The 25,858-nt window shown below is 63.5% G+C and carries 21 protein-coding genes and 2 pseudogenes; 10 read left to right on the top strand and 13 right to left on the bottom strand.

Going from position 1 to position 25,858, the window contains the following annotated elements; genetic code table 11:
* Window positions 1-16 precede the first annotated feature (16 nt).
* The 5 genes from LOY69_RS25345 to LOY69_RS25325 all read right to left on the bottom strand — a co-directional run bounded on the left by LOY69_RS25345 (window position 17) and on the right by LOY69_RS25325 (window position 8,125).
* Complete coding sequence (locus LOY69_RS25345; RefSeq protein ID WP_102880979.1) at window positions 17-1,189, bottom strand: hypothetical protein; 1,173 nt, start codon at window positions 1,187-1,189, stop codon at window positions 17-19.
* Window positions 1,190-1,298: 109 nt separating this feature from the next.
* A complete protein-coding gene (locus LOY69_RS25340) occupies window positions 1,299-2,909 on the bottom strand; it encodes a J domain-containing protein (RefSeq protein WP_265073760.1) in 1,611 nt (536 codons plus the stop codon).
* An 11-nt stretch (window positions 2,910-2,920) separates the two neighbouring features.
* Entirely contained in the window at window positions 2,921-4,618 is a 1,698-nt protein-coding gene (locus LOY69_RS25335; protein WP_110652194.1) for a molecular chaperone HscC, read from the bottom strand.
* Between the two features lie 192 nt (window positions 4,619-4,810).
* A complete protein-coding gene (locus LOY69_RS25330) occupies window positions 4,811-6,511 on the bottom strand; it encodes an acid phosphatase (RefSeq protein WP_102880976.1) in 1,701 nt (566 codons plus the stop codon).
* Between the two features lie 195 nt (window positions 6,512-6,706).
* Window positions 6,707-8,125, bottom strand: a complete 1,419-nt coding sequence (locus tag LOY69_RS25325) for a short-chain fatty acid transporter (protein WP_102860196.1) — start codon at window positions 8,123-8,125, stop codon at window positions 6,707-6,709.
* A 114-nt stretch (window positions 8,126-8,239) separates the two neighbouring features.
* Between LOY69_RS25325 and LOY69_RS25320 the strand changes: the two genes are divergently transcribed.
* Both LOY69_RS25320 and LOY69_RS25315 read left to right on the top strand, forming a co-directional pair.
* On the top strand, window positions 8,240-8,497 hold the full coding sequence (locus LOY69_RS25320; RefSeq protein WP_102880974.1) for a Pathogenicity locus: 258 nt from the start codon (window positions 8,240-8,242) through the stop codon (window positions 8,495-8,497).
* A gap of 70 nt (window positions 8,498-8,567) precedes the next feature.
* Window positions 8,568-9,887 (top strand): MFS transporter, encoded by a 1,320-nt coding sequence (locus tag LOY69_RS25315; RefSeq protein ID WP_102880973.1) that lies wholly within the window; start codon window positions 8,568-8,570, stop codon window positions 9,885-9,887.
* A 32-nt stretch (window positions 9,888-9,919) separates the two neighbouring features.
* Here the strand turns inward: LOY69_RS25315 and LOY69_RS25310 are convergent, their stop codons facing one another.
* Both LOY69_RS25310 and LOY69_RS25305 read right to left on the bottom strand, forming a co-directional pair.
* Window positions 9,920-10,336: a lysozyme inhibitor LprI family protein gene (locus LOY69_RS25310; protein ID WP_102880972.1), complete on the bottom strand. Its 417-nt coding sequence runs from the start codon at window positions 10,334-10,336 to the stop codon at window positions 9,920-9,922.
* A gap of 177 nt (window positions 10,337-10,513) precedes the next feature.
* Entirely contained in the window at window positions 10,514-11,188 is a 675-nt protein-coding gene (locus LOY69_RS25305) for a heavy metal response regulator transcription factor (protein WP_102860200.1), read from the bottom strand.
* Window positions 11,189-11,572: 384 nt separating this feature from the next.
* Here LOY69_RS25305 and LOY69_RS25300 point away from each other — a divergent pair, with 384 nt between their 5' ends.
* The 3 genes from LOY69_RS25300 to LOY69_RS25290 all read left to right on the top strand — a co-directional run bounded on the left by LOY69_RS25300 (window position 11,573) and on the right by LOY69_RS25290 (window position 17,363).
* A complete protein-coding gene (locus LOY69_RS25300) occupies window positions 11,573-12,823 on the top strand; it encodes a TolC family protein (protein WP_265073759.1) in 1,251 nt (416 codons plus the stop codon).
* A 197-nt stretch (window positions 12,824-13,020) separates the two neighbouring features.
* Window positions 13,021-14,199, top strand: a complete 1,179-nt coding sequence (locus LOY69_RS25295) for an efflux RND transporter periplasmic adaptor subunit (RefSeq protein WP_265073758.1) — start codon at window positions 13,021-13,023, stop codon at window positions 14,197-14,199.
* A gap of 26 nt (window positions 14,200-14,225) precedes the next feature.
* On the top strand, window positions 14,226-17,363 hold the full coding sequence (locus LOY69_RS25290; RefSeq protein WP_265073757.1) for an efflux RND transporter permease subunit: 3,138 nt from the start codon (window positions 14,226-14,228) through the stop codon (window positions 17,361-17,363).
* A 166-nt stretch (window positions 17,364-17,529) separates the two neighbouring features.
* On the opposite strand, the gene LOY69_RS25285 is transcribed toward LOY69_RS25290, so the two are convergent.
* The 3 genes from LOY69_RS25285 to LOY69_RS25275 form a co-directional block, all read right to left on the bottom strand.
* On the bottom strand, window positions 17,530-17,988 hold the full coding sequence (locus tag LOY69_RS25285; protein ID WP_102880968.1) for an REP-associated tyrosine transposase: 459 nt from the start codon (window positions 17,986-17,988) through the stop codon (window positions 17,530-17,532).
* A 342-nt stretch (window positions 17,989-18,330) separates the two neighbouring features.
* Window positions 18,331-18,549, bottom strand: a complete 219-nt coding sequence (locus LOY69_RS25280) for a hypothetical protein (protein ID WP_265073756.1) — start codon at window positions 18,547-18,549, stop codon at window positions 18,331-18,333.
* Between the two features lie 177 nt (window positions 18,550-18,726).
* Window positions 18,727-20,055 (bottom strand): OprD family porin, encoded by a 1,329-nt coding sequence (locus tag LOY69_RS25275; protein WP_102880966.1) that lies wholly within the window; start codon window positions 20,053-20,055, stop codon window positions 18,727-18,729.
* 329 nt (window positions 20,056-20,384) lie between these two features.
* Between LOY69_RS25275 and LOY69_RS25270 the strand changes: the two genes are divergently transcribed.
* Complete coding sequence (locus LOY69_RS25270; RefSeq protein WP_102860207.1) at window positions 20,385-20,717, top strand: DUF2790 domain-containing protein; 333 nt, start codon at window positions 20,385-20,387, stop codon at window positions 20,715-20,717.
* 16 nt (window positions 20,718-20,733) lie between these two features.
* Here LOY69_RS25270 and LOY69_RS25265 read toward each other — a convergent pair whose 3' ends face one another.
* Window positions 20,734-21,228: a RidA family protein gene (locus tag LOY69_RS25265; RefSeq protein WP_102860208.1), complete on the bottom strand. Its 495-nt coding sequence runs from the start codon at window positions 21,226-21,228 to the stop codon at window positions 20,734-20,736.
* A 221-nt stretch (window positions 21,229-21,449) separates the two neighbouring features.
* Between LOY69_RS25265 and LOY69_RS30710 the strand changes: the two are divergent.
* The 4 genes and pseudogenes from LOY69_RS30710 to LOY69_RS30695 form a co-directional block, all read left to right on the top strand.
* Window positions 21,450-22,220: pseudogene (locus tag LOY69_RS30710) on the top strand (PAS domain-containing protein); the annotation flags it as partial.
* A 114-nt stretch (window positions 22,221-22,334) separates the two neighbouring features.
* Complete coding sequence (locus tag LOY69_RS30705) at window positions 22,335-22,766, top strand: methyl-accepting chemotaxis protein (RefSeq protein ID WP_253085032.1); 432 nt, start codon at window positions 22,335-22,337, stop codon at window positions 22,764-22,766.
* 190 nt (window positions 22,767-22,956) lie between these two features.
* Window positions 22,957-23,730 (top strand): annotated as a pseudogene (locus LOY69_RS30700) (PAS domain-containing protein); the annotation flags it as partial.
* Window positions 23,728-24,273 (top strand): methyl-accepting chemotaxis protein, encoded by a 546-nt coding sequence (locus LOY69_RS30695; RefSeq protein ID WP_258010339.1) that lies wholly within the window; start codon window positions 23,728-23,730, stop codon window positions 24,271-24,273. The pseudogene LOY69_RS30700 and the gene LOY69_RS30695, both read left to right, overlap by 3 nt.
* Before the next feature lie 57 nt (window positions 24,274-24,330).
* Here LOY69_RS30695 and LOY69_RS25245 read toward each other — a convergent pair whose 3' ends face one another.
* Together LOY69_RS25245 and LOY69_RS25240 are read right to left on the bottom strand one after the other, a co-directional pair.
* Entirely contained in the window at window positions 24,331-24,858 is a 528-nt protein-coding gene (locus LOY69_RS25245; protein WP_102880963.1) for a GNAT family N-acetyltransferase, read from the bottom strand.
* A gap of 57 nt (window positions 24,859-24,915) precedes the next feature.
* Window positions 24,916-25,821 carry a LysR family transcriptional regulator gene (locus LOY69_RS25240; RefSeq protein ID WP_102880962.1) on the bottom strand — a complete coding sequence of 302 codons (906 nt, stop codon included), beginning with the start codon at window positions 25,819-25,821 and terminating at the stop codon, window positions 24,916-24,918.
* Between the last annotated feature and the right edge of the window lie 37 nt (window positions 25,822-25,858).

Below are 25,858 nucleotides of genomic sequence, written 5' to 3'. Positions count from 1 at the left end.
CGGCCAGCGGCGGACTTCAGAGGTGCGGCACCTCGGTGCTTGGCGCCGGTGCCGGTGCCTTGAGCTGCTTGAGCTGGGTCGTGACCGGTGCGCTGCTGCACTTGGCCGCGGCCTGTTGCTCGGTCAGCTTGCGTACCGAGGTGTAGAACAACTCGCAGGTCTGCTCTTTTTGTGTCACCTGCCAGGTCTGGGTGCAACTGCTGAGCAGGGTGCTCGGGTCCGTCCCCGGCTTGCTGCCCATACCGGCCTGCCAGCAGGCCGCACTCAAATCCTGTCCCATGACTTTCAGCCCTGCGGCGTCGGCCTTGGCCTCGTCGTTGTCATAGTTGTCCGGGTCCGCCGCGTACCAGATGTAGCTCGGGTGGTTGGAGCCCAGTACCGGCACCTTCACGCCTTCGCTGGGGCTGATCTGCGCCAGGCCCAGCACATTCACCGTGACCCCATATTGCTGCTTGAGCCAGTTACGCACGGGCGCACCGAAAGCCACCATCGGCAGGGCCGCGCCGCTGGCGTTCTGGCTGACCTGCTTGACCATGGTGGTCTGGTAGTTGTTGAAGTAGCTGTAGACCCCTTCCAGGTCCTTGCCGGCACTCGATGGCGCGGCGATCGGTGCGATATCGACAATGGTCTGGTACGCCGGCGTTTGCTCTGCGGCAATGCCGTTGACGGTGAGCAGGGTGGCCCAGCGGTCGGTGGTGGCCGACTCCAGATAGTCCTGGGCCTGGGTCAATGAATAGTCCGGCGGGAAGTGCAGCAGCTCGACGCTCTTGCGGTTTTCCAGGGCCATGCCCAGAGGCAGGAACAGGTACCAGCTGTAGGCCCATTTGCCATCGGCATTGAGCTGGCTGGCGCCTTTATAGGCCAGGTCGCCGGCATCGAGCAGGGCGCTCAACGGCTTGTCGTAGCCCTCGGGCACGCCGCTGATGGAGGCGACAACCTTGTCGTTGGCGGTTTTCACGCTGACCTTGGCCGCGCTGTAGCCATCGCGCTGCACGCTCTGGGTCAGGTAGTGCTCCACCGTCTGCTCCAGGGTCCAGTTGCGATAGCAGATCACGTTGCAGTTGTTGGGGTAGGCGAAGAGTTGGGTGACACGTTGCGGACTGCCCAGATCGACCTCAACATCGGCCATGACGCTCGTGCTCAGGGCTGCGGCCGCCAGGGCCAGGGAGATTCCTGCGAATTTGAACATGCTCAGATCCTTTTCAGCGTGAACCCCTCCACGGGGGCTGCTCATACTGGAACACCGCCGTGGATAGAGAAAGACAGCGGAGAAAAAATCTGTCCCCCATGTGCAGGCTTCAGCCCGGGATCAACCGGGTCAGCGGGAAGGCCGGGTAGAACACTTGGCACGCCCGGATGACAACCACCATCAGCAACAAGAAGACGGGTTGCCAGGGGCTGAAGTTCGACCAGTGCAAGACGCTCAGCCAGGGATGCTTGAGTCTGAAGGCTTCGCTCATGTGGCCGATGCGCTTGTGGTGCAGGGCGCCAATCAGGCTGAAGCCCAGATAGGTCAGCATCCCCAGCACGCCGAGCAGGCAGGCGAACAGCGCCAGCAAGGCCAGGAAGGGCACGCCGTGGCGCAGCAGCCTTCGATAGGGAGGCCTGTGCAGTTGTTTGGGTATCAGGCGTTCACTGAGCCACAGGTCCAGATCCAGCAGGCGCAACGCCAGGGCGTTCCAGGCACTCAGTGCCAACAGGCCGAGCACCGCCGCCAGCCAGCCGCACAAGGCCGCCATGATGGCCGCCAGCAACGGCGGGTCCTGGCGTTCCTGAATGAAAAAGAGGGTGAACGCTAGCCCGATGCCGGCCCAGGCCCGGACCCATGTTTCCCCGGTGGTGGAGGGTTGCGGCATGAATTTCTGCCAATAGAACACGTCACGCTGGGGCAGGCGCTCGATCAGTTGCGGGAAGCGCCAGGTCAGGGTCTGTGCCAGCTCCTGGCAGGCTTGCCATTCATTCTGGGTAAAGCCGCGGGTGAGGTTGCGCTGCTGGCGCGGGGACAGTGGCTTGGCGAGCAGTTGCGCCGCCAGTACCTCAGGGGCCCAGCTGTGTTCCTGTTGCAGCTTGTTTTGCAAGTCCTGATAGAAGGTTTCCTGCTGACAGCGCTGGACCAGGTGTTGCCAGACCCAGGCCGGTTCCGGGATCGCGCCGCGTTGTTCATCCCAGCCGAACACTTGGCAGACCCGTTCGAACAGGGGAACGCTCCACTGTTGCTCGTTGAGCAGCATCAGTACCGTGCTTTGCCATTGCAGACGGTGATCGAAAATCTGCAGCCAGAGCTGTTCGCTGTAGTGCGTCAGTTGCGCGAGGAACGCCCGTTCCTGGTTGGCTTGCAACTGGTCTTTTAGGGTCTGGCGGTAATAGCCCAGCAGGGCTCCCACCAGCGAGCGTTGTTGCGCGTCGCCCATCGACAGGCTTTGCCAGGGCGTCAGCCATTCCAGATGTTGAACCGCCCACTCAACCAGGGGCGCGCGCTGTTCGGGGTGGTTGCAGCAGTGCTCCAGCAGCAGGTTCTGGAAGTCCTGGGCACATTGTTGGGCCTGGGCCTCTGGCCAGCGTTGCGGCAGGTTCTCCAGGGTCAGGCCCTTGAGTAGGCTCTGTGCCGGTGTTGGCGTGACAGCGGCTGTTGGCATGGGGGCCAGGCTCGGGCTCATCTCTACCAGGCCCGACCAGGCCTGCAGGTTGTCCGCAGGCAGAGCAGAGGCGATGGGCTCGGGGGAACAGTCGTCGGTTTCCTCTTCCCGCCAGCGAGCCAGTTGCAGCGCCCGCTCGTAGGCCTCGCGCAGACGCTGGAAGCCTTCGGCATCCTCATCGGGACGGGTGGTTTTCAGGCGTTTGGCGTAGCTGCGCTTGATGCTGCGCTCATCGGCATCGTCCGGCAGCTCCAGCAGGGTCCAACAGTCCATGTCGCCGCTCCTCAGTGCCAGTGGCCGTTTTCCAGTCTCTGCAACTGTTCACTGAGTTGGTTGCGCACTTCGCGGATCTTGCGCTCGTCCTGGGTGTCCAGCACTTGCTGGAATTGCCCGGCCCAATAGCCGATCTGTTCGCGCAATTCCCCAAGGCTTTCCTGATACAGACGTTCCAGGCGGGCGCTGAGCAGGGTGTTGACCTGCTGGTCGCGGGGATGAACCTTCAGTTGCTCCAGGGCCTTGAGCCGCTCCTGGATTTCTTCCGGGGTGAGCACGCCGGGGTTGTTCTCGATCACCAGGGAACGGCTCTCACCGGTCAGGGGAATGCTCACCTGGGCTTCCAGCAGGCCGTTGATGTCGTAGGTGAAGCGCACGTCCAGCGAGACTTCACCGGCCGGGCGCTTGGGCACCTGCATTTCCAGTTGGCCCAGGGCGACGTTGTCGCGCACCAGGCGGCTCTCGCCCTGGAAAATCTTCAGCAGCACCTGCTCCTGGTTGTCGTGCAAGGTTTGCACGGTCTTGACCCGGCTCACCGGCACCACGCTGTTGCGCTCGATGATCGGCAGGTAATGCCCGCCCTCGATCTGGTTGCCGTACTGCTGGGAGGTTTCGATGCCCAGGGTGTAGGAGCAGACGTCGGTCAGGACCACTTCTTCCAGGGCCGCGGAGCGTGCCTTGAGGGCGGCCTGGACCGCCGCGCCTTGGGCCACCACTTCGTCGGGGTCGAGGCTGATGGACGGAAAACGCCCGAACAATCCGGCCGCCAGCTTGCGTACCAGGGGCATGCGGGTGGCGCCGCCCACCAGGAGGATTTCATCCAGGTCGCTGACGCGGATTCGCGCATCGCGCAGGGCCCGCTCGATGGGGGCCCGCAGGCGTTCCAGCAGGGGCGTGTAGAGGTTGGCCAACTGCGCCTGGGTGATGGTCTGGGTCCATTGCCGGCCATCGACGCGCAGGCTGAACTCGGCGCTGGGTTCCTGGCCCAGGGCACGGCGTACCCGTTCGGCTTCCCGGCGCAGGGCCTGGAGCACGCTCTGGCGCTCGGGAAAGTCCGCCGCCTGGCCTTGCTGTTCGATGAAGTGCTCCAGCAGCAGGCTGTCGAAATCTTCGCCGCCGAGGAAGTTGTCACCGGCGCTGGCGCGGACTTCCATGACCCCGTCGAACAGCTCCAGGATCGACACGTCGAAGGTGCCGCCACCGAGGTCGAAGACCAGGAACGAGGTTTCCTTGTCGCGCTGGTGCAGGCCGTAGGCCAGGGCCGCGGCAGTGGGTTCGTTGATCAGCTTTTCCACCTTGAGCCCGGCCAGCTCGCCGGCGATCCGCGTGGCCTTGCGCTGGGCGTCGCTGAAGTAGGCCGGCACGCTGATCACCGCCTCTTCCACCGGCTCGCCGTAGGTGCGCTCGACATCCTCCTTGAGGCTCTTGAGCACCAGGGCCGAGAGTTCTTCCGGGCGAAACAGACGATCCCCCAGACGCACTTCGGTGGCGCTGCCCATGTAGCGCTTGAACAGTGCGGTGGTCAGTTGCGGATGGGTGTGCAGGCGTTCCCGGGCGGCCTGGCCCACCAGCACCCGGCCCTCATCGTCCAGGCCCACCACGCTGGGGGTCAGGAGCTGGCCCAGGGCGTTGGGCACCAGCTCACTGGCGGTGTCGCGCCAGACCGCCACCAGGCTGTTGGTGGTCCCCAGGTCGATGCCTACGATCATGACGACGAACTCCCTTTCCAATCGGAAAACTGATGAAACAAATAAGTGGCGCGCAGGATATTACCCGTCGGGTGGATGGGTAAAGTGTGTGATGTCACATGGCTATTATTGGTGCCGATGCCGCAGAGCCGAAGCGGATCTTGAGCTTCGGTTCTGCGGTGGCTGGCGGGCCTGTTGCGGGCCCCGCCGGGGTCAGACGCTGAAGTGCAGGGCGTTGGTCAGATCGCCCATGGGTTTCTGGCCCCGGGCAATCATGGCCTCATCACGTTCCTTGATGCCGTCCAGGGTTTCCAGCTGGAACACCCGGGTGATCAGCCGCAGGATCGAGGCCGTGTCATACACCGTGTGATCCACCGTGCCTTTGCGGGCGAACGGCGACACCACCAGCGCTGGAATCCGCGTGCCCGGGCCCCAGCGATCGCCCTGGGGCGGCGCCACGTGGTCCCACCAGCCGCCGTTTTCGTCGACGGTGACGATCACCACCATGTTTTTCCATTGCGGGCTTTCCCGCAGCACTTTCAGGGCCCGGTCGATATGCCGGTCGCCGGCGGCTACGTCGGCATAGCCGGCGTGCAGGTTGAGGTTGCCCTGGGGTTTGTAGAAGGTCACCGCCGGTAGCTTGCCGGCCTCGGCGTCGGCGAAGAACTTGTTGGTGCTCGACTCGTCTCCCAGGCCGCCGTCGCGCAGGCGCTTGGCACGCTCGGCCGGATTCTCCGGGCCCTGGCGCACAAAGTAGTTGAACGGCTGGTGGTGGTACTGGAAGTTGGGGATCTTGGGAATCCCGCCGGAATCCTTGAACTGCTCCAGAGTGGCCTGCCAGGCACCGCCGTACCAGGCCCAGTCGACGTTCTTCTTCGACAGCTTGTCGCCGATGTGTTCGTGGGTCTGGGGCACCAGCACGCTGGGCAGATCGGGCTTGGCGTAGTCCGGGCGCTCCGGGTCGCGAATCCAGGTCGGCCAGTAGGGCGGGGCCATGGTATTGACCGCGTAACCGTCCGGGGTCAGGGCGCTGGGGCCGAACTGCGGCGCACCGTCCATGGCACTGGCCGGGGACTTGTCCAGGGGCTTGAGGCGCGTGCCCTTGGGGTCGTCGCCCTGCAAGGTGGCGATCTGCGACTTGGCCACCGAGTTGGCCGCGTCGGGGTAGAACGGCACCTTGGCGCTGATCAGGTACTGGTGGTTGAGGAAGGAGCCGCCAAAGGCGCCCTGGAAGAAGTTGTCACAAAGCACGAACTCTCGCGCCACATCCCACAGGCGCAGGGAGTAACGGGTCTGGGCGTAGTGACCCATGGTCAGGGCACCGGAGTCGGCCCAGGCCACGAAGCCATCGTTCTTGCCGCCGTTGATCTGCATCTGGTTCTGGTAGAACACGTGCCACAGGTCGCGGGTCACCAGGCCCAGGGGCAGGTCCTCGCCGCTGGGGCCTTTGAGGGCAAATGGCGCATTGGGCAGGTTTTCCTGGAACTGGGTTTCCACTGGGTAGGTGATGCCGTCCAGGGTCTGTGGCCCCACTTGCAGGATGCCGCCCCAGATGGGCGGCAGTTTCGACAGCAGGCTGCCATCGCGGTCCCGTTGCTGGAACGCTTCGGGCTTGAGGGCCGACAGCGGTTTTTCCACGCCGGGGAAGTTGGCGAACAGGTTGTTGAAGCTGCGGTTCTCGGCGAACAGCACCACCACGTTCTTCACCTGATCGCGCAGCGCCTTGTCCAGCTCAGTGGGGGAGAGCGGACGTGCATCCGGTTTGCCAGCGGGTTCGCCGGGCTTGCTGCAGGCGCTCAGGGTGGCGCCGACCCCAAGAACGGCAACGCCGCCAAGGAAGCGGCGGCGGCTGGTGTCGGTGGGTTGGTCGGCGTTGGTTTCGGGGGTGTCGCGCTGGTCGGTATCGTCGCTCATGTCGGCTCCTTGCACGTCGATCTGGAAATTCGTTACAAACTATTTCGGTGGCACGGTAACAACCGAATATGACGCAAAGACTACAGGAATGCTTCAGGAGTCCACTGCGATGGCCTCTGAAAAGTCTGAAATCAGCGTCGAAAAAGACTTATCCACAGGCCCGCTCCGACTTGGCGGAGCGGGCTCGGCAAGCCTTCAGGGGATCACGGGCGGCAAGTAGGCCAAGGTGGTGCCCAGGGCCCAGAGCAGGACCAGCACCAGAGGGGTGTGCACCAGCAACTGGACGAAGGAGAAACCGATCAGGTCCCGGGCCTTCAAGCCCAGTACTCCCAGCAGCGGCAGCATGTAGAAGGGGTTGATCAGGTTCGGCAAGGCCTCGGCGGCGTTGTAGATCTGCACGGCCCAACCCAGGTGGTATTGCAGGTCATTGGCCACCTGCATCACATAAGGCGCTTCGATGATCCACTTGCCGCCGCCCGACGGAATGAAGAAGCCCAGTACCGCCGAGTACAGGCCCATCAGCAGGGCATAGGTGTCGTGGGAAGCGATCTGCACGAAGAAGGTCGAGATGTGGTGGGCCAGGGTCTGGCCGTCCACGCCCTTGACCACCGTCATCAGCGCGGCGATGGAACCGTAAAGCGGGAACTGGATCAGCACCCCGGTGGTGGTGGGCACCGCCCGGGCCACGGCATCGAGGAAGCTGCGTGGGCGCCAGTGCAGCAGGGCGCCGGCCATCAGGAACAGGAAGTTGTAGGTGTTGAGCCCGGAGATTGCGGTGATCGCCGGTTTGGTGGCGAACTCGTGATACAGCCAGCCGGCGGCCAGCAGCGCCAGGAGAATGGTCAGCAACGGGCTGTACTCCAGCCACTCGCCGGGGCGGGTCCGCGGTTGCGGCTTGGGCATGCTGAAGCTCGGGTCGACCCCGCAGGCCTGGGCATCCCGGGCACTGTTGGGCCCCGGGGCGGTGGCGTAGGCGACGATCAGCGAGACGACGATCAGGGCCAGCAGCAACACCCCCGACTGCCAGAGAAAGATGGTCTGGGTGAAAGGAATCACCCCGGTGATGGCCAGGATCGACGGCGGCAGGCTGCCGGGGTTGGCCTGCAACTGCGCGGCCGAGGACGACAGCCCCAGGGCCCAGACAGCGCCCAGGCCCAGGTAGGCGGCCGCCCCGGCGGCGCGGTAATCCATGCGCAGTTCGGTGCGTCGGGCCAGGGCCCGTACCAGCAGGCCGCCGAACACCAGGGACAGGCCCCAGTTGAGCAAAGAGGCGACCATGGAAATCAGCGCCACCCAGGCCACCGCCGAGCGGCCGTTCTTGGGGATGCGCGCCAGCTTGTCGATCAGCTTCACCGCTGGCGGCGAACTGGCCACCACGTAACCGCCGATGACCACGAAGGCCATTTGCATGGTGAAGGGAATCAGGCTCCAGAAACCGTCACCGAAGGCCATGGCGGCATCGGTGGGCTTGGCGCCCATGGCCAGGGTGGCCAGGGTGACGATGATCACCGCCAGTGCGGCGAACACCCAGGAATCGGGAAACCAGCGTTCAGCCCAGTTCGAACAGCGCAGGGCAAAGCGGGCGGAGCGGCTATCTTGAATATCAGCGGCCACGTCAGTACCTCGGATTTCTTATGTTTATAAGGAAGACGGCCGCCCCAGGCTGAGGCGGCCGAGAACTGTGCAAGAATGCGGCAATTGCCACGGACTGCAAAGGACTCAAAGCCGATGTCATTTTCCCCCGAAGAACGCGCCGCACTGCTCAAGGTCAAGGGTGTCGGGCCCACAGTGGTGGGTCGCCTGGAGCAACTGGGGATCATTTCCCTGAGCCAGCTGGCCGCCGCCGATGCCCTGGATATCGTTACCCAGGCTTCAGCCCTGGTGGGCTCCAGCTGCTGGAAAAACAGCCCCCAGGCCCGCGCCGCGATCCAGGCCGCCATCGCCATGGCCAAGGGCTCGTCTATAGCCCGGGTCGCCAACGACTGATGGTTGTTCCTCGGGACGATTGCATAGACCATGTGCAGCCTTGCTGATTGCCACCCTCCGAGTTGCTTTTATGACCCCTTCCACTGAGTCGTCGCCGGCGCGCTTTTCCCGCGCCGACTACAAGACCCTGGGCCTGGCCGCCCTGGGCGGCGCCCTGGAAATCTACGATTTCATCATCTTCGTATTTTTCGCCCTGACCCTGAGCCAGCTGTTCTTCCCTCCGGAAATGCCCGAATGGCTGCGCCTGCTGCAAAGCTTCGGGATCTTCGTCACCGGCTACCTGGCCCGGCCCCTGGGGGGCATTCTCATGGCCCACTTCGCCGACCGGCTGGGGCGCAAGAAGGTCTTCAGCCTGAGCATCCTGATGATGGCGCTGCCTTGCCTGCTGATCGGCATCATGCCCACCTATGCCCAGATCGGTTACTTCGCGCCCTTGCTGCTGTTGGCGCTGCGCGTGCTGCAAGGTGCCGCCGTGGGGGGCGAAGTGCCCAGTGCCTGGGTATTTGTCGCCGAGCACGCGCCACGGGCCCATCGCGGCTATGCCTTGGGTTTTCTCCAGGCCGGGCTGACCTTCGGCTACCTGTTGGGCGCGCTGACCGCGACCCTGCTGGCGCGGGTCTTCAGCCCCGAGGAAATTCTCGACCATGCCTGGCGCTACCCTTTCCTGCTGGGCGGGGTGTTTGGGGTGATCGGCGTTTGGCTGCGCCGTTGGCTGAGTGAAACCCCGGTGTTCGTGGCCCTGCAGAACCAACGCGACAGCGCCGGCGAATTACCCCTGCGCACCGTGCTGCGCGAGCACCGGCTGGCGATCCTGCCGGCGCTGATCCTCACCTGCGTGCTGACCTCGGCGGTGGTGGTGTTCGTGGTCATCACCCCGACCATGATGCAGAAGAGCTTCGGCATGAGCGCCAGCCATACCTTTGCTCTGAGTAGCCTGGGCATCGTTTTCCTCAACATCGGCTGCATCCTGGCCGGGCTGATCGTCGACCGCCTCGGCGCCTGGCGCACGGTGATGCTCTACAGCCTGCTGCTGCCCCTGGGCATCGCCGTGCTCTATGGCTGCCTGATCAGCGGCGGTGAGTGGATCGGCCTGGCCTACGCCATCGCCGGCCTGGGCTGCGGGGTGGTGGGGGCGGTGCCATCGGTGATGGTCAGCCTGTTTCCACCGCGGATTCGCGTCTCGGGCATTTCCTTCACCTACAACATCGCCTATGCCCTCTGGGCCAGCACCACGCCGTTGTTGCTGATTGCCCTGATGCCCTGGAGCCCATGGATCTGCGTGATCTATTGCGCGGTGATGGGGGCGGTGGGGGTGGCCAGTGCCGGCTACTTTGGTGGGCGCGTGGGCGAGGCTCGGCACGCATCGGCGCAACCTGATGGGGGCTACTGATCAGCTTCGCGAATTTTCTTCAGCGGGTGTGATTATTTGGGTAGCAGTTGGTCCAGGTAGCGGGTGCGCTCGTTGCTCAGGCGGGTCACGCAGCGGTTGATCAGGGTGACGTGGGCCGGCTTGCCCGGTTCCACTTCGAAGGCCTCCAGCACGCAGCTGCTGTCGCGGTATTTGATCCAGGCACGCTGGGCATTCTTCAATTTGCCGAGGTATTCCTGCTCTTGCAGCAGGCTGCTGGGATACAGGTTGTGGACCCGCACCAGCAGTGCCTGATAGCTCTGGTTGAGCGCAGCGTCGGCGCGATCCTTGTCCTGCCGGGCGCAGCGATCGATCTGTTCGCTGACGCTGATGTGCTCGCAGTCCAGTGCTGCGGCCTGGGCAGGCGCCCAGCCAGCGGTACTGGCGAGTACGGCGATGACAAGGCCAAAGATCCAAGGCTGATGAGGCATGTCGGTCCCTTGCGCTGAGAATGGAGCAGGCATTCTACAGAGCTGTTGCCAGGGAGAGCATGTACCTGCTCCTGCAAGGCGTGCCGGACGGGATCGAGATCGAGCAGGTGGAGCCGGCGGGGCATCAGCAGATGCATGAGCAAAAAGGTGGTCTGGCCGGCGAGGCGATCGTGCGGCTCAGTCGCGCTCTTCGAGGACGTAGCCCACGCCCCGCAGGGTGTGGATCAGTTTGCGCTCGAAAGGGTCGTCGATCTTCGCTCGCAAGCGGCGGATCGAGACTTCCACCACGTTGGTGTCGCAATCGAAGTTCATGTCCCAGACAAAGGAGATGATCTGGGTCCGGGACAGCACTACGCCGCTCTGACGCATCAGCAGGTGCAGCAGGGCGAATTCCTTGGTGGTCAGATCGATGCGTTGTTTACCGCGAAAGGCCCGGTGCCGGCCCTGGTCCAGTTCCAGGTCGGCGACCCTGAGCACGTCGGGCACCGCTGCCTGTTCGCTGCGGCGCATCAGGGTGCGGACCCGGGCCAGCAGTTCGGGGAACTCGAACGGCTTGACCAGGTAGTCATCGGCCCCCAGGTCCAGCCCCCGGATCTTGTCCGCCAGCCGTCCCTGGGCCGTGAGCATCATTACCCGGGTGTTGCTGTCCTGGCGGATCTGGCACAGCACGCCCCAGCCGTCGATCTGCGGCAGGTTGACGTCCAGGATCACCAGGTCGTAGGCGTGCTGGCGGGTCAGGTGCAGGCCATCCGCGCCGGTATTGGCACAATCCACCACATATCCACTTTCAGTCAGTCCCTGATGCAGGTAGTCGGCAGTTTTAAGTTCGTCTTCGATAACCAGAATACGCATGCTGATGAGGTTCTCGGCGATAAGGGGCAGTAAAAGAAAGTTGCTGTAAATGACGGGATTAATAATTTAAAAGTGCACTTTCATGCAGGCAGCTTGAGACGCACTTAACTTTGTGTGGAGCGTTTCAAAGTGCGTCTGGCATTGTCTTTGGATGGCGGAATGTTAATACAGAACGTTGATGCAGAGCCTTTGCTAACGGATTTGTAATCTTTGCGCCACCCTGCTGATAAGCAGCGAAAGTTACCCTTAGTCGATATTGAAACTCTCCCAGTCAATGGGCGAACTGTTGCAGTTCCATATCGGCCAGGGCGCTGTTGAATAACCACCGATATGTTCCGCTGCACTTTCGCAGACACTTTGCCTCTATAGGGGCCGGAACCTGTTATGCCGACTTTCCCGAGAACACTTCCCCGGGCAGCCTGGCGCTGCTCTGCGGCGCTGCTGCTGGCGCTGCTGGCGCAGTCTCCGAGTGCTGCCGAGCCACTCGCGCTGAGCCTGGATAGCGCCTTGGCCAATGCCTTTGCCAACAACCCCGAACTGGCCGCCGCACGCTGGGAGATCGAGATCGCCCAGGGCGCTCGCCAACAGGCCGGGCTGATGCCCAACCCGGTGCTGTCGGTGGATGCCGAGGACACCCGCAGGGATACCCGCACCACCTCGGTCAAACTCAGCCAGGCGCTGGAACTGGGAGGCAAGCGCGGCGCTCGGGTGGAGCTGGCCAGCCGCGGGCAGGCGCTGGCGGCCCTGGAACTGGAGCGACGGGGCAACCAGCTGCGGGCCGATGTCTTGGAGGCTTTCTACGCCGCCCTGCGGGCCCAGGAGCGCACGCAACTGGCCGGGCGTTCCCTGGCCCTGGCCGAGCGCGGTGTCACGGTGGCCCAGGGGCGGGTCAATGCCGGCAAGGCCTCGCCGGTGGAGGCCACCCGGGCCCAGGTGCAGTTGGCGGAAGTTCGCCTGGAACTCAATCGTGGCCAGATGGAGCAGGACAATGCCTATCGGCAGTTGGCCAGGATCACAGGCGCTGCCACCACGAACTTTGCCGCCGTGCAGGAGCCCTCGCTGGCGGTGGTCACTCCGCCGGCTTCGGCGCAATTGCTGAATCGGTTGCAGGAGACCGCGGAGCTGCGTCTGGCGGAGCAGGAGATTGTCCAGCGCGAGGCGTCCCTGGGCCTGGAAAAAGCCCAGCGCATTCCCGACCTCGACGTCAGCGTTGGCAGTCAGTACGACGCCAGTGCCCGCGAGCGGGTGAACCTGGTGGGCCTGTCGATGCCGCTGCCGCTGTTCAACCGCAACCAGGGCAATGTGCTGTCTGCCGCCCGGCGCGCCGATCAGGCCCGGGACCTGCGCAACGCCACCGAGCTGCGCCTGCGCAGCGAAACCCGCCAGGCCCTGGAGCAGTGGAGCACCGCCAGGGGCGAGGTGCAGTCGTTCAACCAGATCATCCTGCCCGCGGCCCAGCGCGCAGTGGACAGTGCCACCCGGGGCTTCGAGATGGGCAAGTTCAGCTTCCTCGAAGTACTGGATGCCCAGCGCACCTTGATCAGCGCTCGCAGCCAGTACCTTGCCGCCGTGGCGCAAACCACCGATGCCTGGGTGCGGATCGAACGCATCTACGGCGACCTCAGCCGTTGGTGAAAGCCTGGTTGAGGGGCCTCGCGTGCCTAGCCGCCCTGCTGGTCAGCGATTGCAGCGGTGCACCGCTGGCGCCGCCGGATGAGCCGCCCCGGCACTGGTGCGTCCATGAATGGCACCGGGCTCTCGACGAACTTTTCTTTCCGCCTACCTCGTAAGGCGCTTCTCGCGCTGCCGAACATCGATTGTCAGGAGCACCCATGGATAAAAAACGCAGCCTTGTCATGGCCATTTCAGCGGTGGTCGGCCTGGGAGCGGCGGCCTTGCTGCTGCCGGACCTGTTCGCTACCCCCGCCCGCACCCAGGCACCTGCAGTGGCAGAGCCGGCCGGGCATGGCGAAGACGAACCTGAAGGGCATCTGGAGCTCAGTCCCGAGCAGATCCAGGCGGCCGGTATCGAGCTGGCCGAGGCCGGGCCCCGGCGCCTCAACCGCCTGCTCAGCCTGCCGGGGGAAATCCGCTTTGACGAGGATCGCACCTCCCACATCGTGCCGCGGGCTGCCGGCGTGGTGGAGTCGGTGCAGGTCAATCTCGGTCAGGCGGTCAAGCGCGGCGAACTGCTGGCGGTCATTGCCAGCCAGCAGGTGTCTGACCTGCGCAGTGAATTGGCGGCTGCCGGACGGCGGGTGGAACTGGCCCGTACCACTTTCGAGCGTGAACGCCAGTTGTGGGTCGACCAGATCTCCGCCGAGCAGGATTACCTGCTGGCGCGGCAGACCCTGCAAGAAGCGCAAATCGCCCTCGACAACGCCCGGCAGAAGATGAATGCCCTGAGTGGCAGTGCGCAGTTGGTGGGGGGCAATCGCTATGAAATGCGCGCGCCGTTCGATGGCGTGGTGGTGGAGAAACACCTCAGCGTCGGCGAAGTGGTGAGCGAAACCAGCGCCGCTTTCACCCTTTCTGACTTGTCCCGGGTCTGGGCCACCTTTGGGGTGTTTCCCAAGGACCTGGACAAAGTCCGGGTCGGTCAGGCGGTGCATGTCAGCTCCAGTGAGCTGGGGACCCAGGTCCAGGGCCAGGTGGCCTACGTCGGCAACTTGCTGGGGGAGCAGACCCGGACCGCCACCGTACGGGTGACCCTGGCCAACCCCGATGACGCCTGGCGCCCGGGGCTGTTCGTCTCGGTGCAAGTGGCCACCGAGGCCTTCGAAGCGCCGGTCAGCGTGCCGCAGACGGCGATCCAGACCGTGGAAGACCGGCCTTCGGTGTTTGTCCGGGTGGCCGAGGGCTTCCAGGCCACGCCGGTGGTCACCGGGGCCACTCAGGACGGTTTCGTCGAGATCCGCGAAGGCCTGGCCGCCGGTGCCCGGGTCGCCACCCGTGGCAGCTTCACCCTCAAGTCCGAGCTGGGCAAAGGCTCGGCCGACCATGGCCATTGATCGGTCACAGCACAGAGTGATTTCCCATGTTTGAGCGCCTCATTCAATTCGCCATCGAGCAGCGCATCATCGTCCTGTTGGCGGTGCTGCTGATGGCCGGGGTCGGCATCGCCAGCTACCAGAAACTGCCGATCGACGCGGTCCCCGACATCACCAACGTCCAGGTGCAGATCAACTCCGCAGCGCCAGGGTTTTCGCCTCTGGAAACCGAGCAGCGCATCACCTTTCCCATCGAGACCGCCATGGCCGGCTTGCCAGGGTTGCAGCAGACCCGCTCGCTGTCGCGTTCGGGACTGTCCCAGGTGACAGTGATCTTCAAGGACGGCACCGACCTGTTCTTCGCCCGGCAACTGGTCAACGAGCGCCTGCAAGTGGCTCGTGAGCAATTGCCTGAAGGCGTGGAGGCGGTGATGGGGCCGATCTCCACCGGGCTGGGGGAAATCTTCCTCTGGACCGTGGAGGCCGAGGACGGTGCGCGCAAGGAAGATGGCACGCCCTACACCCCCACCGACTTGCGGGTGATCCAGGACTGGATCATCAAGCCGCAGTTGCGCAACGTGCAGGGCGTGGCGGAGATCAACACCATCGGTGGCTTCGCCAAGGAGTACCAGATCGCTCCGGACCCCAAGCGCCTGGCGGCCTACAAGCTGACCCTGAATGATCTGGTGACGGCCCTGGAGCGCAACAACGCCAACGTCGGCGCTGGCTACATCGAGCGCAGCGGCGAGCAGTTGCTGATCCGTGCGCCGGGGCAACTGGCGTCCATCGAGGACATCGCCAACATCGTCATCAGCAGCAGCGACGGCACGCCGATCCGCGTGCGCAATGTCGCCCAGGTGCAGATCGGCCGCGAACTGCGTACGGGCGCGGCCACCGAGAACGGCCGGGAAGTGGTGTTGGGGACGGTGTTCATGCTGATCGGCGAGAACAGCCGCAGCGTGTCCCAGGCCGTGGCGAAAAAGCTTGAAGAGATCAACCGCTCGCTGCCCGAAGGGGTGGTGGCGGTCACGGTGTACGACCGCACCAACCTGGTGGAAAAAGCCATCGCCACGGTGAAGAAGAATCTCTTCGAAGGCGCGTTGCTGGTGATCGTGATTCTGTTCCTGTTCCTGGGCAACATCCGCGCCGCGCTGATCACCGCCCTGGTGATTCCACTGTCGATGCTGTTCACCTTCACCGGCATGTTCAGCAACAAGGTCAGCGCCAACCTGATGAGCCTCGGCGCCCTGGATTTCGGCATCATCGTCGACGGCGCGGTGGTGATTGTGGAGAACGCCATCCGCCGCCTGGCCCATGCCCAGCAGCACCACGGCCGCATGTTGACTCGCTCCGAACGCCTGCATGAAGTCTTTGCCGCGGCCAAGGAGGCCCGGCGTGCGCTGATCTTCGGCCAGTTGATCATCATGGTGGTGTACCTGCCGATCTTCGCCCTGACCGGGGTGGCCGGGAAGATGTTCCACCCCATGGCCTTCACCGTGGTCATGGCCCTGCTGGGGGCGATGATCCTCTCGGTGACCTTCGTCCCGGCGGCCATTGCGCTGTTCGTCACCGGCAAGGTCAAGGAAGAGGAAAACCTGCTGGTGCGCAGCGCCAAGCGTGGCTACGCCCCGGTGCTGGACTGGGTCATGGGCCATCGTGCGACCACCTTCGCGGCGGCCGCGGCGATCCTGCTGGGCAGCGGTGTGCTGGCCAGCCGCATGGGCAGTGAATTCATTCCCAGCCTCAGCGAAGGCGACTTCGCCCAACAGGCTCTGCGGGTGCCCGGCACCAGCCTCACGCAGTCGGTGGACATGCAGCAGCGTCTGGAGAAAACCCTGCTGGCGCAGGTGCCGGAGATCGAGCGGGTGTTTGCCCGCACCGGCACCGCGGAGATCGCCTCGGACCCGATGCCGCCGAATATTTCCGACAGTTACGTGATGCTCAAGCCCAAGGCGCAATGGCCGGACCCGGGCAAGTCCCGGGAGGCATTGATTGCTGATATCCAGCGCGCCAGCGCCCTGGTGCCGGGGAGCGCCTATGAACTGTCGCAGCCGATCCAACTGCGTTTCAACGAGCTGATTTCCGGGGTGCGCAGCGATGTGGCGGTCAAGGTGTTCGGTGACGACATGACCGTGCTGAACAAGACCGCCAATGAAATCGCCACGGCCCTGCAGGGCTTGTCCGGTGCCTCGGAAGTCAAGGTCGAGCAGACCTCCGGCCTGCCGGTGCTGACCATCAATATCGACCGCGACAAGGCGGCGCGATTCGGCCTGAACGTGGGCGATGTGCAAGACACCATCGCAGTGGCGGTGGGCGGGCGTCAGGCCGGCACCCTTTATGAAGGCGACCGGCGCTTCGACATGGTGGTGCGTCTCTCGGACCAACTGCGTACCGACATTGACGGCCTTTCGCGGCTGCTGATCCCGATCCCGGCGACCGCGGGCACGGCCAACGGGCAGATCGGTTTTATCGCCCTGTCGGAAGTGGCCAGCCTCGATCTGGTGTTGGGCCCCAATCAGGTCAGCCGTGAGAACGGCAAGCGCCTGGTGATCGTCAGCGCCAACGTTCGCGGGCGAGATATCGGTTCATTTGTCGAAGAGGCCACGGCCTTGATTGCCGGCAAGGTCAAGGTGCCCGCGGGGTACTGGACCACCTGGGGCGGCCAGTTCGAGCAATTGCAGGAGGCGTCCCAGCGCCTGCAAGTGGTGGTGCCGGTGGCGCTGCTGCTGGTGTTCGGGTTGTTGTTCATGATGTTCAACAACCTTAAGGACGGCCTGCTGGTGTTCACTGGCATTCCCTTTGCCCTGACCGGCGGGATCATGGCCCTGTGGTTGCGGGATATTCCGCTGTCGATCTCGGCGGGGGTGGGGTTCATTGCACTTTCCGGTGTCGCTGTACTCAACGGCCTGGTGATGATTGCCTTTATCCGTAACTTGCGCGAGGAAGGGCGCCCCTTGTCCACGGCCATTCACGAAGGCGCCCTGACCCGTTTGCGTCCGGTGCTGATGACCGCGCTGGTGGCGTCCCTGGGGTTTATCCCCATGGCCCTGGCCACGGGCACCGGCGCCGAAGTACAACGGCCCCTGGCGACCGTGGTGATTGGCGGCATCCTGTCGTCCACCATCCTCACCTTGCTGGTTCTGCCGGCGCTGTACCAATGGGCGCACCACAAGGAAGAGGATTAGCGCCTGTCGCCGCTGCCGCAGGCTGTGAGCGGGCTGGGCGGCACTCCGTCGAAGGGACGCGGCGGTCTTGAGGTCGCTGCGGGGTTGGCGGGGGATCGTCAGGCAAGGTCCTGCGGACCTTTGCGCAGCTTCGCCTTGGCTCAGCAGCGGCTACAGGGCGGGTGGGTTAGAGCCAGGCGGCATCCCAGAGGGGATAGTCGCCTACGCGCTGGACCAGTCCCGCTCGAACCGGGTTGTAGATGATGTAGCGGGCAAGCGCCTTGAGGTCTGCTTCGCGACGGATGGCCCGTTCGTAATACCCTTTTTGCCACAGTCGATCACGCTGGTTAAGGCGCTGGTTGATGTTGCGCCCGCTTCGTGACTTGAGCCGGCACAAGGACTCTTCCAGCGAGCATTTCTGCAGTTGGAACAACCAGTGAATGTGATCAGGCATGACCACCCAGGCCAGGGAGTGGATGAGTCCCGCTTCGTGTTGGGCCCTGATTTGTTCGACCACCAGCCGCCCCAGGTAGAAGTCGCTGAACATCGGGCGTCGCTGTTCGGTCACGGCGGTTATCGCGTAGATTCTACCGATCTGTGTGTGTCGTCCTTTGAGCAGGCGATAACCATTGGATCGGAATTGCATTACCCGGCTCTCCCTGTGCTGGAATGATCCCTTCACGCTAGTCCTGGCTCGGCCTGTTAACAGATGTATCTCGTTAACACCTATGTCTCTCTTGCATCCCTGTAGCCGCTGCTGAGCCAAGGCGAAGCTGCGCAAAGGTCCGCAGGACCTTCAGCGCGGTAAAGAACGGCGCCTCCTGCGCAGGTGTTCGCAGCCTGCGGCAGCGGCTGAAAAAGCCCAGCATGGCCGGTAATTCTCGGGCAAAAAAAAGCGCCCCATGCGGGACGCTAAAAATTCATCTCTTTCCAAAGGAGCATCAAAAAAACGCTTCAAGAGATGAATGTGCTCGGTAGGCCATCGCCGTTAAATATCTTCCTCGGCCGTAGCGGATGCGCCAGCGTCGCGAGGGGAAGTGCCGGTGCCAGCCGCGGCTGTTTGCTGACTGGCGTTGCCGTGAATCTGTTCCTGGCTGGCGAGGAAGGTGTCGCGGACCTGCCGTGGGCGTTCGCTGCCATCAGATGCCCAGACGGCGGAGCCGGTAGTGGCCAGAAGGCCGATCAACAATAGTCGGGTGGGACCCATGGTGTTTCTCCTGACAAGCTCGCCGGCCAGGGGGAATCACGGCGGATTCGAGTGTGTTCAGGAGTATATGGAGGCCAACCTAACGAGAAGGTGAGGCCGATATTACAGTTCTGAAAGCCATGCGTCTGTGAAGAAGTTTTAACACCGGGCAGGCGTCAACCTGCCCGGCCAGGTACATCAGAGCAGGGCCAGGGGGTACTCGACGATCAGTCGGAATTCTTCCAGGTCGGACTCGAACTGACTGGAGCGGATGGTCGCCTGGCGGATGCGCAGGGACAGGTCCTTGAGCGTGCCGCCCTGGAACACGTACTTGGCTTCGATGTCCCGCTCCCAGCGACGCTGATCGGTCAGCGGATCACCCGCCGCGTCGCGGCGCATGTACACCGAGTTGGCATGGCTGTAGTCGGCGTCGCTGCCGCGCGCGTAGCGGGTCATGAACGACAGACCGGGGATGCCGAAGGTCTGCATGTCGAGGTCGTAGCGGACCATCCACGAACGCTCCTTGGGCGAGTTGAAGTCGCTGTACTGGATCGAGTTGTCGAGGAAGATCGAGTCCGACTGGCGCAGGTAGTCGAAGTCGTCGTTGCCGTTGTTGCGCTGGTGCGACAGGGCCAGGGTGTGGGCGCCGTAGGTGGCGCCGACCTTGGCGCTCCAGATGTTGTTGTCGAACTCGCCCAGCAGTTTCTTGCCCTCGTCCACAGCCTTGTAATAGTTGAAGCCGCTGAACAGGGTCAGGTCGTCGGACACCGGGTAGTTCACCGCCGTGCCGAAGTAGTACTGATCCCAGGCGTCTTTCAGGCGGCTGCTGTAGAGGCTGAAACTGAGGTTGGGGTTGAACTTGTAGTCGCCACCGAAGTAGCCGACCCAAGGCGAGTCGACCTTGCCCGCGTAGAAGGTGGCGAAGCCGTCGCGCATGCCGCTGCTGTCGGGCTGGCTCATGGCGTGCAGGCGCCCGCCCTGCAGGTTGAGACCGTCGAGGCTGGTGTTTTCCAGGGTCACCCCGCGAAAGCTTTCCGGTAGCAGGCGCGAGTCGCCGTAGTGCACCACCGGCGTCTTGGGGAACACGTCGCCGACTTTCACCACGGTGTCCAGGGCTCGCAGTTTCACCGCGCCGCCGGCCTTGCCATAGCCGTCGGCGGGCTCGTTGTCGTGGTTCACCGGCAGCATGCCGAAGGAGCCACGGCCGCCGCTGCGCCCGCTGCCGGAGTCGAGCTTGAGGCCGTACATGGCGAAGGCATCGATGCCGAAGCCGACCGTGCCCTGGGTGAAGCCGGACTCGAACTTGCCGATCAGGCCCTGGGCCCAGGCTTCGGAGTAACCGTTGCCGGTGGGGCTGGACTGGCCCTTGCGATCATCGCGGTTGAAGTAGTAGTTGCGCAGCAACAGGTCGAGGCGGCTGCCTTCGACAAAGCCTTCGGGTCGTTCCTCGGCGGTTACCGCCGCCACGGGACATAGCCCCAGTACCGCGGCAAGCACGGACAGGGACAGAGGGGGATTGATTCGCATGGGGTCGCTCCTGAGTGTTGGCAGCTATCAACTTTTATATCGCCAGAGGCGTTCTTATTGGGGGGACTGACCGGCGCAGAAGCGCCCTGAAAGTCGCTGTCGATAGTTGCAAACAGTCGATAACGGCGAGGTGACCCGGTGATTACAATTGTGCAAGAAAGGATGCTGGTAGCGCTCGGCCAAAGCCTCTGAAACCCCCATGAACAGTGGCGATGGCAATGGGAGGGAAGTTGCCTGAAGGGGCATTACAGATAAGTAATGTGCCCGCGATCATTCTGACAGGGTCGGTTCCTTATCCTCGCTGGAGTCAACTGGACGAGGAAACTGTCATGAAGCTGTTCAACTTGAGTATCGCCGCGTTGCTGCTGTCCATTTCTGCCCTGGCCCTGGCCGAGGGCGGTGGTGATCGCACCTTTACCCGCGCCATGCTGGAGAACCAGAAGGCCATGGAGCGCTATGCCGCGAGCCAGGGCAAACCGGCCCCGGTGGTGCAGAGCTACCGCTATGGCATGGCGCTGGATATCGCCAGGGTGGTCAATGTGACGCCTGCGGCCAAGTCCTGCGAGGTGGTGCCCTCGCGCATGACGTATGAAGACTCCGCCGGTCAGCTCAAGACCATCGAATATCAGGTGGTGGGTCAGTGCCGCAACAACGGCAGCTGACTCCGGTGTCGTGCCCTCAGGCGTCGCCTGGCTCGGGGTGCAGGGCAACGATCATGTCGACTTCCACCGAGGCGTTTTTCGGCAACTGATAGACCCCCAGCGAAGTGCGTGTGTGCACGCCGGCCTCGGCAAACACCGAATACAGGATCTCTGAGGCGCCATCCGCCACTTCGCTCTGCTGGGTGAAGTCCGCCGCGCTCTGCACATAGACGTTGATTCGCAGAATGCGCTTGATCCGCTGCAGGTCGCCGAGCATCTGTTCCAGGATCGCCAGGGCTCGCAGGGTACAAATCTGTGCCCCGTGCCGAGCCTGCTCCAGGGACGTCTCGGCACCCACCCGGCCGACCACCATCACCGTGTTGTCGATGCGCGGGATCTGCCCGCTGACATAGACCTCATCACCGTTACGCACCGCCGGCACATAGTTGCCGCCAATGCGCATCTCGCCTTCGAAACTGTGGCCGATCCGGGCTGCCGCCTGCTGGAAAAGTGCCTTGCGTGTTGCGTCCATAGTCCAACTCCGTCGATCGCCGTGGAATTTCCAGAAGCCGACTATACGCGCTCCAACGCGGCGATGAATCTTCGGCGAAAGCCCCGTATCGACGGGCTTTGCCTGCCGTTGAAATTTTTTGGTCGGACAAGTCGCAGTTGCTATTAAGAAAATACTTTCAGGGCCGATGTTAGGCCCAAAGCAGCCCATTTTTTTCAGTCCCCCGTCCCCGGTGCATCCTCATGTTCAATAAACGCTTGAAGCAAGAGTTGTCGGCGCTTCGTGAAGAACTCTCGAGCCTTCAGCAAGTGAAGGAAAGTCTTGAAAGCGAGATGCTCGTGATCAATTTGAGCGCCGATGGACGGATTCAATCGGTCAACCACAACTTCGCCCAGGAAATGCTCTACAAGGGAGGCGATCTGGTGGGGCGTGCCCTGGAGGACATCGTCCCGGAACACGTCAAGCGCGACGAGTTCCATCAGCGCTTCAAGGCGACCCTGGCCCGGGGCGAGCATTTTGCCGGGGCGGTGCGCTTGTTGCGGGGCAACGGTGAGGAAGCCTGGCTGCGCGCCATTTCCCAGCCGATTCGCGACTCAGAGGGCCGGATCAAGTACTTCGCGATCTTTTCCAGCGACCTGACCCGCACCATCGAGGCCTCCCGCGAGCACGAGAACCTGATCGGCGCGCTGATGCGTTCCACCGCGCTGATCGAGTTCGATCTCAATGGCCATGTGCTGACCGCCAATGACCGTTTCCTGGCCGGGATGGGTTACAGCCTGGCGCAGATCAAGGGCAAGCATCACCGCATGTTCTGTGAGCCGGAGGAGTACAACAGCGCGGCCTACCAGGCGTTCTGGAGACGCCTGAATGCCGGGGAATTCATCGCTGAACGCTTCAAGCGGATCGATGCCCACGGCCGGGTGGTCTGGCTGGAGGCGTCCTACAACCCGGTGCTGGACGCCAACAACAAGCTCTACAAGGTGGTGAAGTTCGCCACGGTGATCACCGATCAGGTGAATCAGGAACTGGCCGTGGCCGAAGCGGCGAACATTGCCTACAGCACCTCGTTGCAGACCGACAACAGCGCCCAGCGCGGCACTACGGTGGTCACCGAGGCGGTGAACGTCATGCGTGATCTGGCCAAACACATGCAGGAGGCCGGCGAGGGGATCGGCGCTCTGAACGAGCAATCCCTGGTGATTGGCAGCATCGTCAAGACCATCAGCGGAATTGCCGAGCAGACCAATCTGCTGGCGCTCAATGCGGCGATCGAGGCAGCCCGTGCCGGTGAGCAGGGACGGGGTTTTGCCGTGGTCGCCGATGAGGTCCGGCAACTGGCCTCGCGTACCAGCAAGGCCACCGAAGAAATCGTCGGCGTGGTCCGGCAGAACCAGGACATGGCCCGTGAAGCCGTGGAGTTGATGGCCGAAGGCAAGCTGCAGGCCGAGCAGGGCCTGGCCCTGGCTGCAGAAGCCGGCACGGTGATCGTCGAGATCCAGGACGGCGCACAGAAAGTGGTGAGCGCGGTGGGTCAGTTCGCCAATCAACTGTCGACCTGAGTCGTGGGGCCCCGGTGACGGGGCACCGCTCATCCTCTCGGCACGGCGTTCGCCGGCCACGATGGCCTTGAGGAAATTTCCGAAGAGGTCTTAAGAATATTCTGAAACGCTGCGCACGGCTTGGAGAAAGGTCACGCAGCGCCGATGGCAAGAGGGTCGCTGTATCCACTCTTAGTCTGTCGGTGTATCCATGTTCAACAAACGTTTGAAGCAACAGCTTGCCACCTTGAGCGACGAGCTGAATGCTCTGCAGCAATTCAAGGCCTGTCTGGAAACCCAGGTGCTCAGCATCGAACTGGACGGCGAGGGGGTGATCCGTCGGGTCAACCAGAACTTCACACGCACCTTGGGCCTTGATGGCCAACAGCTCTGTGGGCAGCCCCTGGAGCAGATTGTGTCGCGCCACACCCAGGCGACGCAGTTGTATCGCACTTTCCAGGCGGCCCTGGGGCGCAACGAAGGCTACATCGGCCAGTTGCGCCTGCAGCGGGGCGACGGCCGTGACGCCTGGTTGCATACCTGCGTGCAGCCGGTCCATGACAGCGCCGGGCGCCTGGACCACTACTCGCTGATCTGCAGCGACCAGACGGCGTCGGTGGAAAGCGCCTGCGAGCATGAAAACCTGATGGCGGCGTTGCTGCGTTCCACTGCGGTGATCGAGTTCGATCTGCAAGGCCGAGTGCTGACCGCCAACCCGCGTTTTCTGGCCTGCATGGGTTACCGCCTCGATGAAGTCCAGGGCCAGAACCACCGTCTGTTTTGCGAACCCCAGGAATATGAGGGGCCGTCTTACCAGGAGTTCTGGGCGCGCCTGAACGCTGGCGAATATGTCGCCGACCGCTTCAAGCGTATCGACAGCCAGGGGCGTGTCGTGTGGCTCGACGCCTCTTACAACCCGGTGCTGGATGCCAACGGCCAGCTGTACAAAGTGGTGAAGTTCGCCACCCTGATCACCGATCAGGTGAACCAGGAACGCTCGGTGGCCGAGGCCGCCGACATCGCCTACAGCATCTCCCGCCAAACCGATACCAGCGCCCAGCGCGGCTCGGCGGTGGTCACCCAAACCCTGGACGTGATGCGTGACCTGGCCAAGTGCATGCAAGACGCCGGTGACGGTATTGAAGCCCTGAACGAGCAGTCCCTGGTGATTGGCAGCATCGTCAAGACCATCAGCGGGATTGCCGAGCAGACCAACCTGCTGGCCCTCAATGCGGCGATCGAGGCAGCCCGTGCCGGTGAGCAGGGACGGGGTTTTGCCGTGGTCGCCGACGAGGTCCGACAACTGGCCTCGCGTACCAGCAACGCCACCGACGAAATCGTCGGCGTGGTCCGGCACAACCAGGACATGGCCCGCTCGGCGGTGGAACTGATGGCCGAAGGTCGCCAGCAAGCCGAGCAGGGCCTGACTCTGGCGGCGGAGGCCGGCGCGGTGATCGTCGAGATCCAGGACGGTGCGCAGAAAGTGGTGGGCGCGGTGGGGCAGTTCGCCAGTCAGCTGTCCAGCTGAGTGTCACGCTGAGGGTTCAAGTTTCGCGTCCGCCTGGCCCAGCGGACGCGGAGGGTTTCAGTGTTGCAACGGCCCATGGCATTCGTAATGCAAACGGTCGAACCACTGCCCGTGCAGCAGGAAGCTGCGGCGTGAATGGCCGTAGCGGGAGAACCCTGACGCCTCAAGTACCCGCACCGAGCCGAGGTTCTCCGGGCGGGCGTTGGCTTCGATGCGGCTCAGTTGCAACTCCCCGAAGGCCCGTTGCCGGACTTGCTCCACCGCCGCCTTGGCGATGCCGCGGCCGTTGAAACGGGCGCCCACTCGATAGCCCAGTTCGGCGCAATTGAAGTAGGCGCGCTGCACCCGGTGCAGGTTGATGCGTCCCACCAGCTGTGAGTTTTCACGGATCAGGAATTGATAGCCGCGATCCGCTTCGGCGTCCTGTCGAGCCTGGGCGATGGCTTCGGCGACGCCTTCGGCACAGTAGTACGCGGCGGGTCGGGCGTTGATCGAGGCCTCGAAAAAAACGCGGTTCTCTTGTTCAAAAGCTAGCAGTTCATGCACGTCGTCAGGCTGCGGGGCGGTGATGTACAGGTGCGTCATGGTCCGGTGGCCTCAATCCGTTGAAGGCGCTTTCATCTCACGTTCTGCAGGTCGGCTTCAAGCCTCCAGGTGCGGTTTGATCAGTTCGGCAAACCATTCGATGAACACATTGAGACGGCGCGAGCGATGGCGGCGGTCGGGGTACAGTGCGCTGATTTCCATGGGCGCCACCGGCAGTTCATGAAGCACCTGCACCAGTTCGCCGCGCTCCAGTAGATGCTGCACATCGAAGCGCGGCACCTGGATCAGCCCCAGGCCCTGGCGACAGCAGGCAATGTAGTTCTCGACGTTGTTGACGATCACCCGACTGGGCAGGCCCAGCAGGTGCTCGCGACCTTCCTGCAGGTATTCCCAGGGCTGCTCTCGACCCGTGTCCGGGGAGGCGTAGCCCACCATCCACTGGCCGTTCTGCAGGTCCTGGTGGCTTCGAGGCTCGCCATGTTCGGCGAGGTAGGCGGGGCTGGCGCAGTTGATCAGCGCCAGGCGCCCCAGGGGACGGGCGATCAGGCTGCTGTCCGCCAGGCTGCCGACGCGGATCGCGCAGTCGATGCCTTCCTGGACCAGGTCGATGCTGCGATCGCAGGCCCCCAGCGCCAGTTGCAGGTCGGGGTATTGCGCCAGCCATTGGGGCAGGGCGGGCACGATCAGGCGCCGGGCGATGCGGCTGGGTACGTCGATGTTCAGACGTCCACTGACATCCACCTGGCGATGCTGGAACAGTTGGCTGAGTTCGGATGCATCCGCCAGCAGACGCCGGGCTCGCTCCAGAAGGATGGCGCCGTCGGCGGTCAATTGCACATGCCGGGTCGTGCGGTGCAGCAGGCGCGTGCCGAGGCCGGTTTCCAGTTGCTGCACGGCGGAGGAGACGGTGGCCCGTGGCAGTTCCAGGACATGGGCGGCCTTGATGAAGCTGCCCATGTCGGCCACCTGGATGAACACGCGGTATTGTTCAAGCTTATCCATCGTATGAACGATCCTGGTCCGGGGGACGCCGAGCGGC

The organism is Pseudomonas sp. B21-059 (assembly GCF_026016285.1).
Taxonomy (GTDB): domain Bacteria; phylum Pseudomonadota; class Gammaproteobacteria; order Pseudomonadales; family Pseudomonadaceae; genus Aquipseudomonas; species Aquipseudomonas danubii.
The sequence above is the reverse complement of the archived record's forward strand: the minus strand, read 5'-3'. Positions and strand labels throughout refer to the sequence as shown.

Excerpts from the sequence above, each read along its gene's own strand:
- LOY69_RS25290 (WP_265073757.1), top strand. The coding sequence starts at position 14,226 with ATGTTTGAGCGCCTCATTCAATTCGCCATCGAGCAGCGCATCATCGTC.
- LOY69_RS30705 (WP_253085032.1), top strand. The coding sequence starts at position 22,335 with ATGCGTGATCTGGCCAAACACATGCAGGAGGCCGGCGAGGGGATCGGC.
- LOY69_RS25310 (WP_102880972.1), bottom strand. The coding sequence starts at position 10,336 with ATGCCTCATCAGCCTTGGATCTTTGGCCTTGTCATCGCCGTACTCGCC.
- LOY69_RS25275 (WP_102880966.1), bottom strand. The coding sequence starts at position 20,055 with ATGCGAATCAATCCCCCTCTGTCCCTGTCCGTGCTTGCCGCGGTACTG.
- LOY69_RS25335 (WP_110652194.1), bottom strand. The coding sequence starts at position 4,618 with ATGATCGTAGGCATCGACCTGGGGACCACCAACAGCCTGGTGGCGGTC.
- LOY69_RS25345 (WP_102880979.1), bottom strand. The coding sequence starts at position 1,189 with ATGTTCAAATTCGCAGGAATCTCCCTGGCCCTGGCGGCCGCAGCCCTG.
- LOY69_RS25320 (WP_102880974.1), top strand. The coding sequence starts at position 8,240 with ATGTCATTTTCCCCCGAAGAACGCGCCGCACTGCTCAAGGTCAAGGGT.
- LOY69_RS25305 (WP_102860200.1), bottom strand. The coding sequence starts at position 11,188 with ATGCGTATTCTGGTTATCGAAGACGAACTTAAAACTGCCGACTACCTG.
- LOY69_RS25270 (WP_102860207.1), top strand. The coding sequence starts at position 20,385 with ATGAAGCTGTTCAACTTGAGTATCGCCGCGTTGCTGCTGTCCATTTCT.
- LOY69_RS25295 (WP_265073758.1), top strand. The coding sequence starts at position 13,021 with ATGGATAAAAAACGCAGCCTTGTCATGGCCATTTCAGCGGTGGTCGGC.
- LOY69_RS25340 (WP_265073760.1), bottom strand. The coding sequence starts at position 2,909 with ATGGACTGTTGGACCCTGCTGGAGCTGCCGGACGATGCCGATGAGCGC.
- LOY69_RS25315 (WP_102880973.1), top strand. The coding sequence starts at position 8,568 with ATGACCCCTTCCACTGAGTCGTCGCCGGCGCGCTTTTCCCGCGCCGAC.
- LOY69_RS25300 (WP_265073759.1), top strand. The coding sequence starts at position 11,573 with ATGCCGACTTTCCCGAGAACACTTCCCCGGGCAGCCTGGCGCTGCTCT.
- LOY69_RS25330 (WP_102880976.1), bottom strand. The coding sequence starts at position 6,511 with ATGAGCGACGATACCGACCAGCGCGACACCCCCGAAACCAACGCCGAC.
- LOY69_RS25280 (WP_265073756.1), bottom strand. The coding sequence starts at position 18,549 with ATGGGTCCCACCCGACTATTGTTGATCGGCCTTCTGGCCACTACCGGC.
- LOY69_RS25240 (WP_102880962.1), bottom strand. The coding sequence starts at position 25,821 with ATGGATAAGCTTGAACAATACCGCGTGTTCATCCAGGTGGCCGACATG.
- LOY69_RS25245 (WP_102880963.1), bottom strand. The coding sequence starts at position 24,858 with ATGACGCACCTGTACATCACCGCCCCGCAGCCTGACGACGTGCATGAA.
- LOY69_RS25265 (WP_102860208.1), bottom strand. The coding sequence starts at position 21,228 with ATGGACGCAACACGCAAGGCACTTTTCCAGCAGGCGGCAGCCCGGATC.
- LOY69_RS25285 (WP_102880968.1), bottom strand. The coding sequence starts at position 17,988 with ATGCAATTCCGATCCAATGGTTATCGCCTGCTCAAAGGACGACACACA.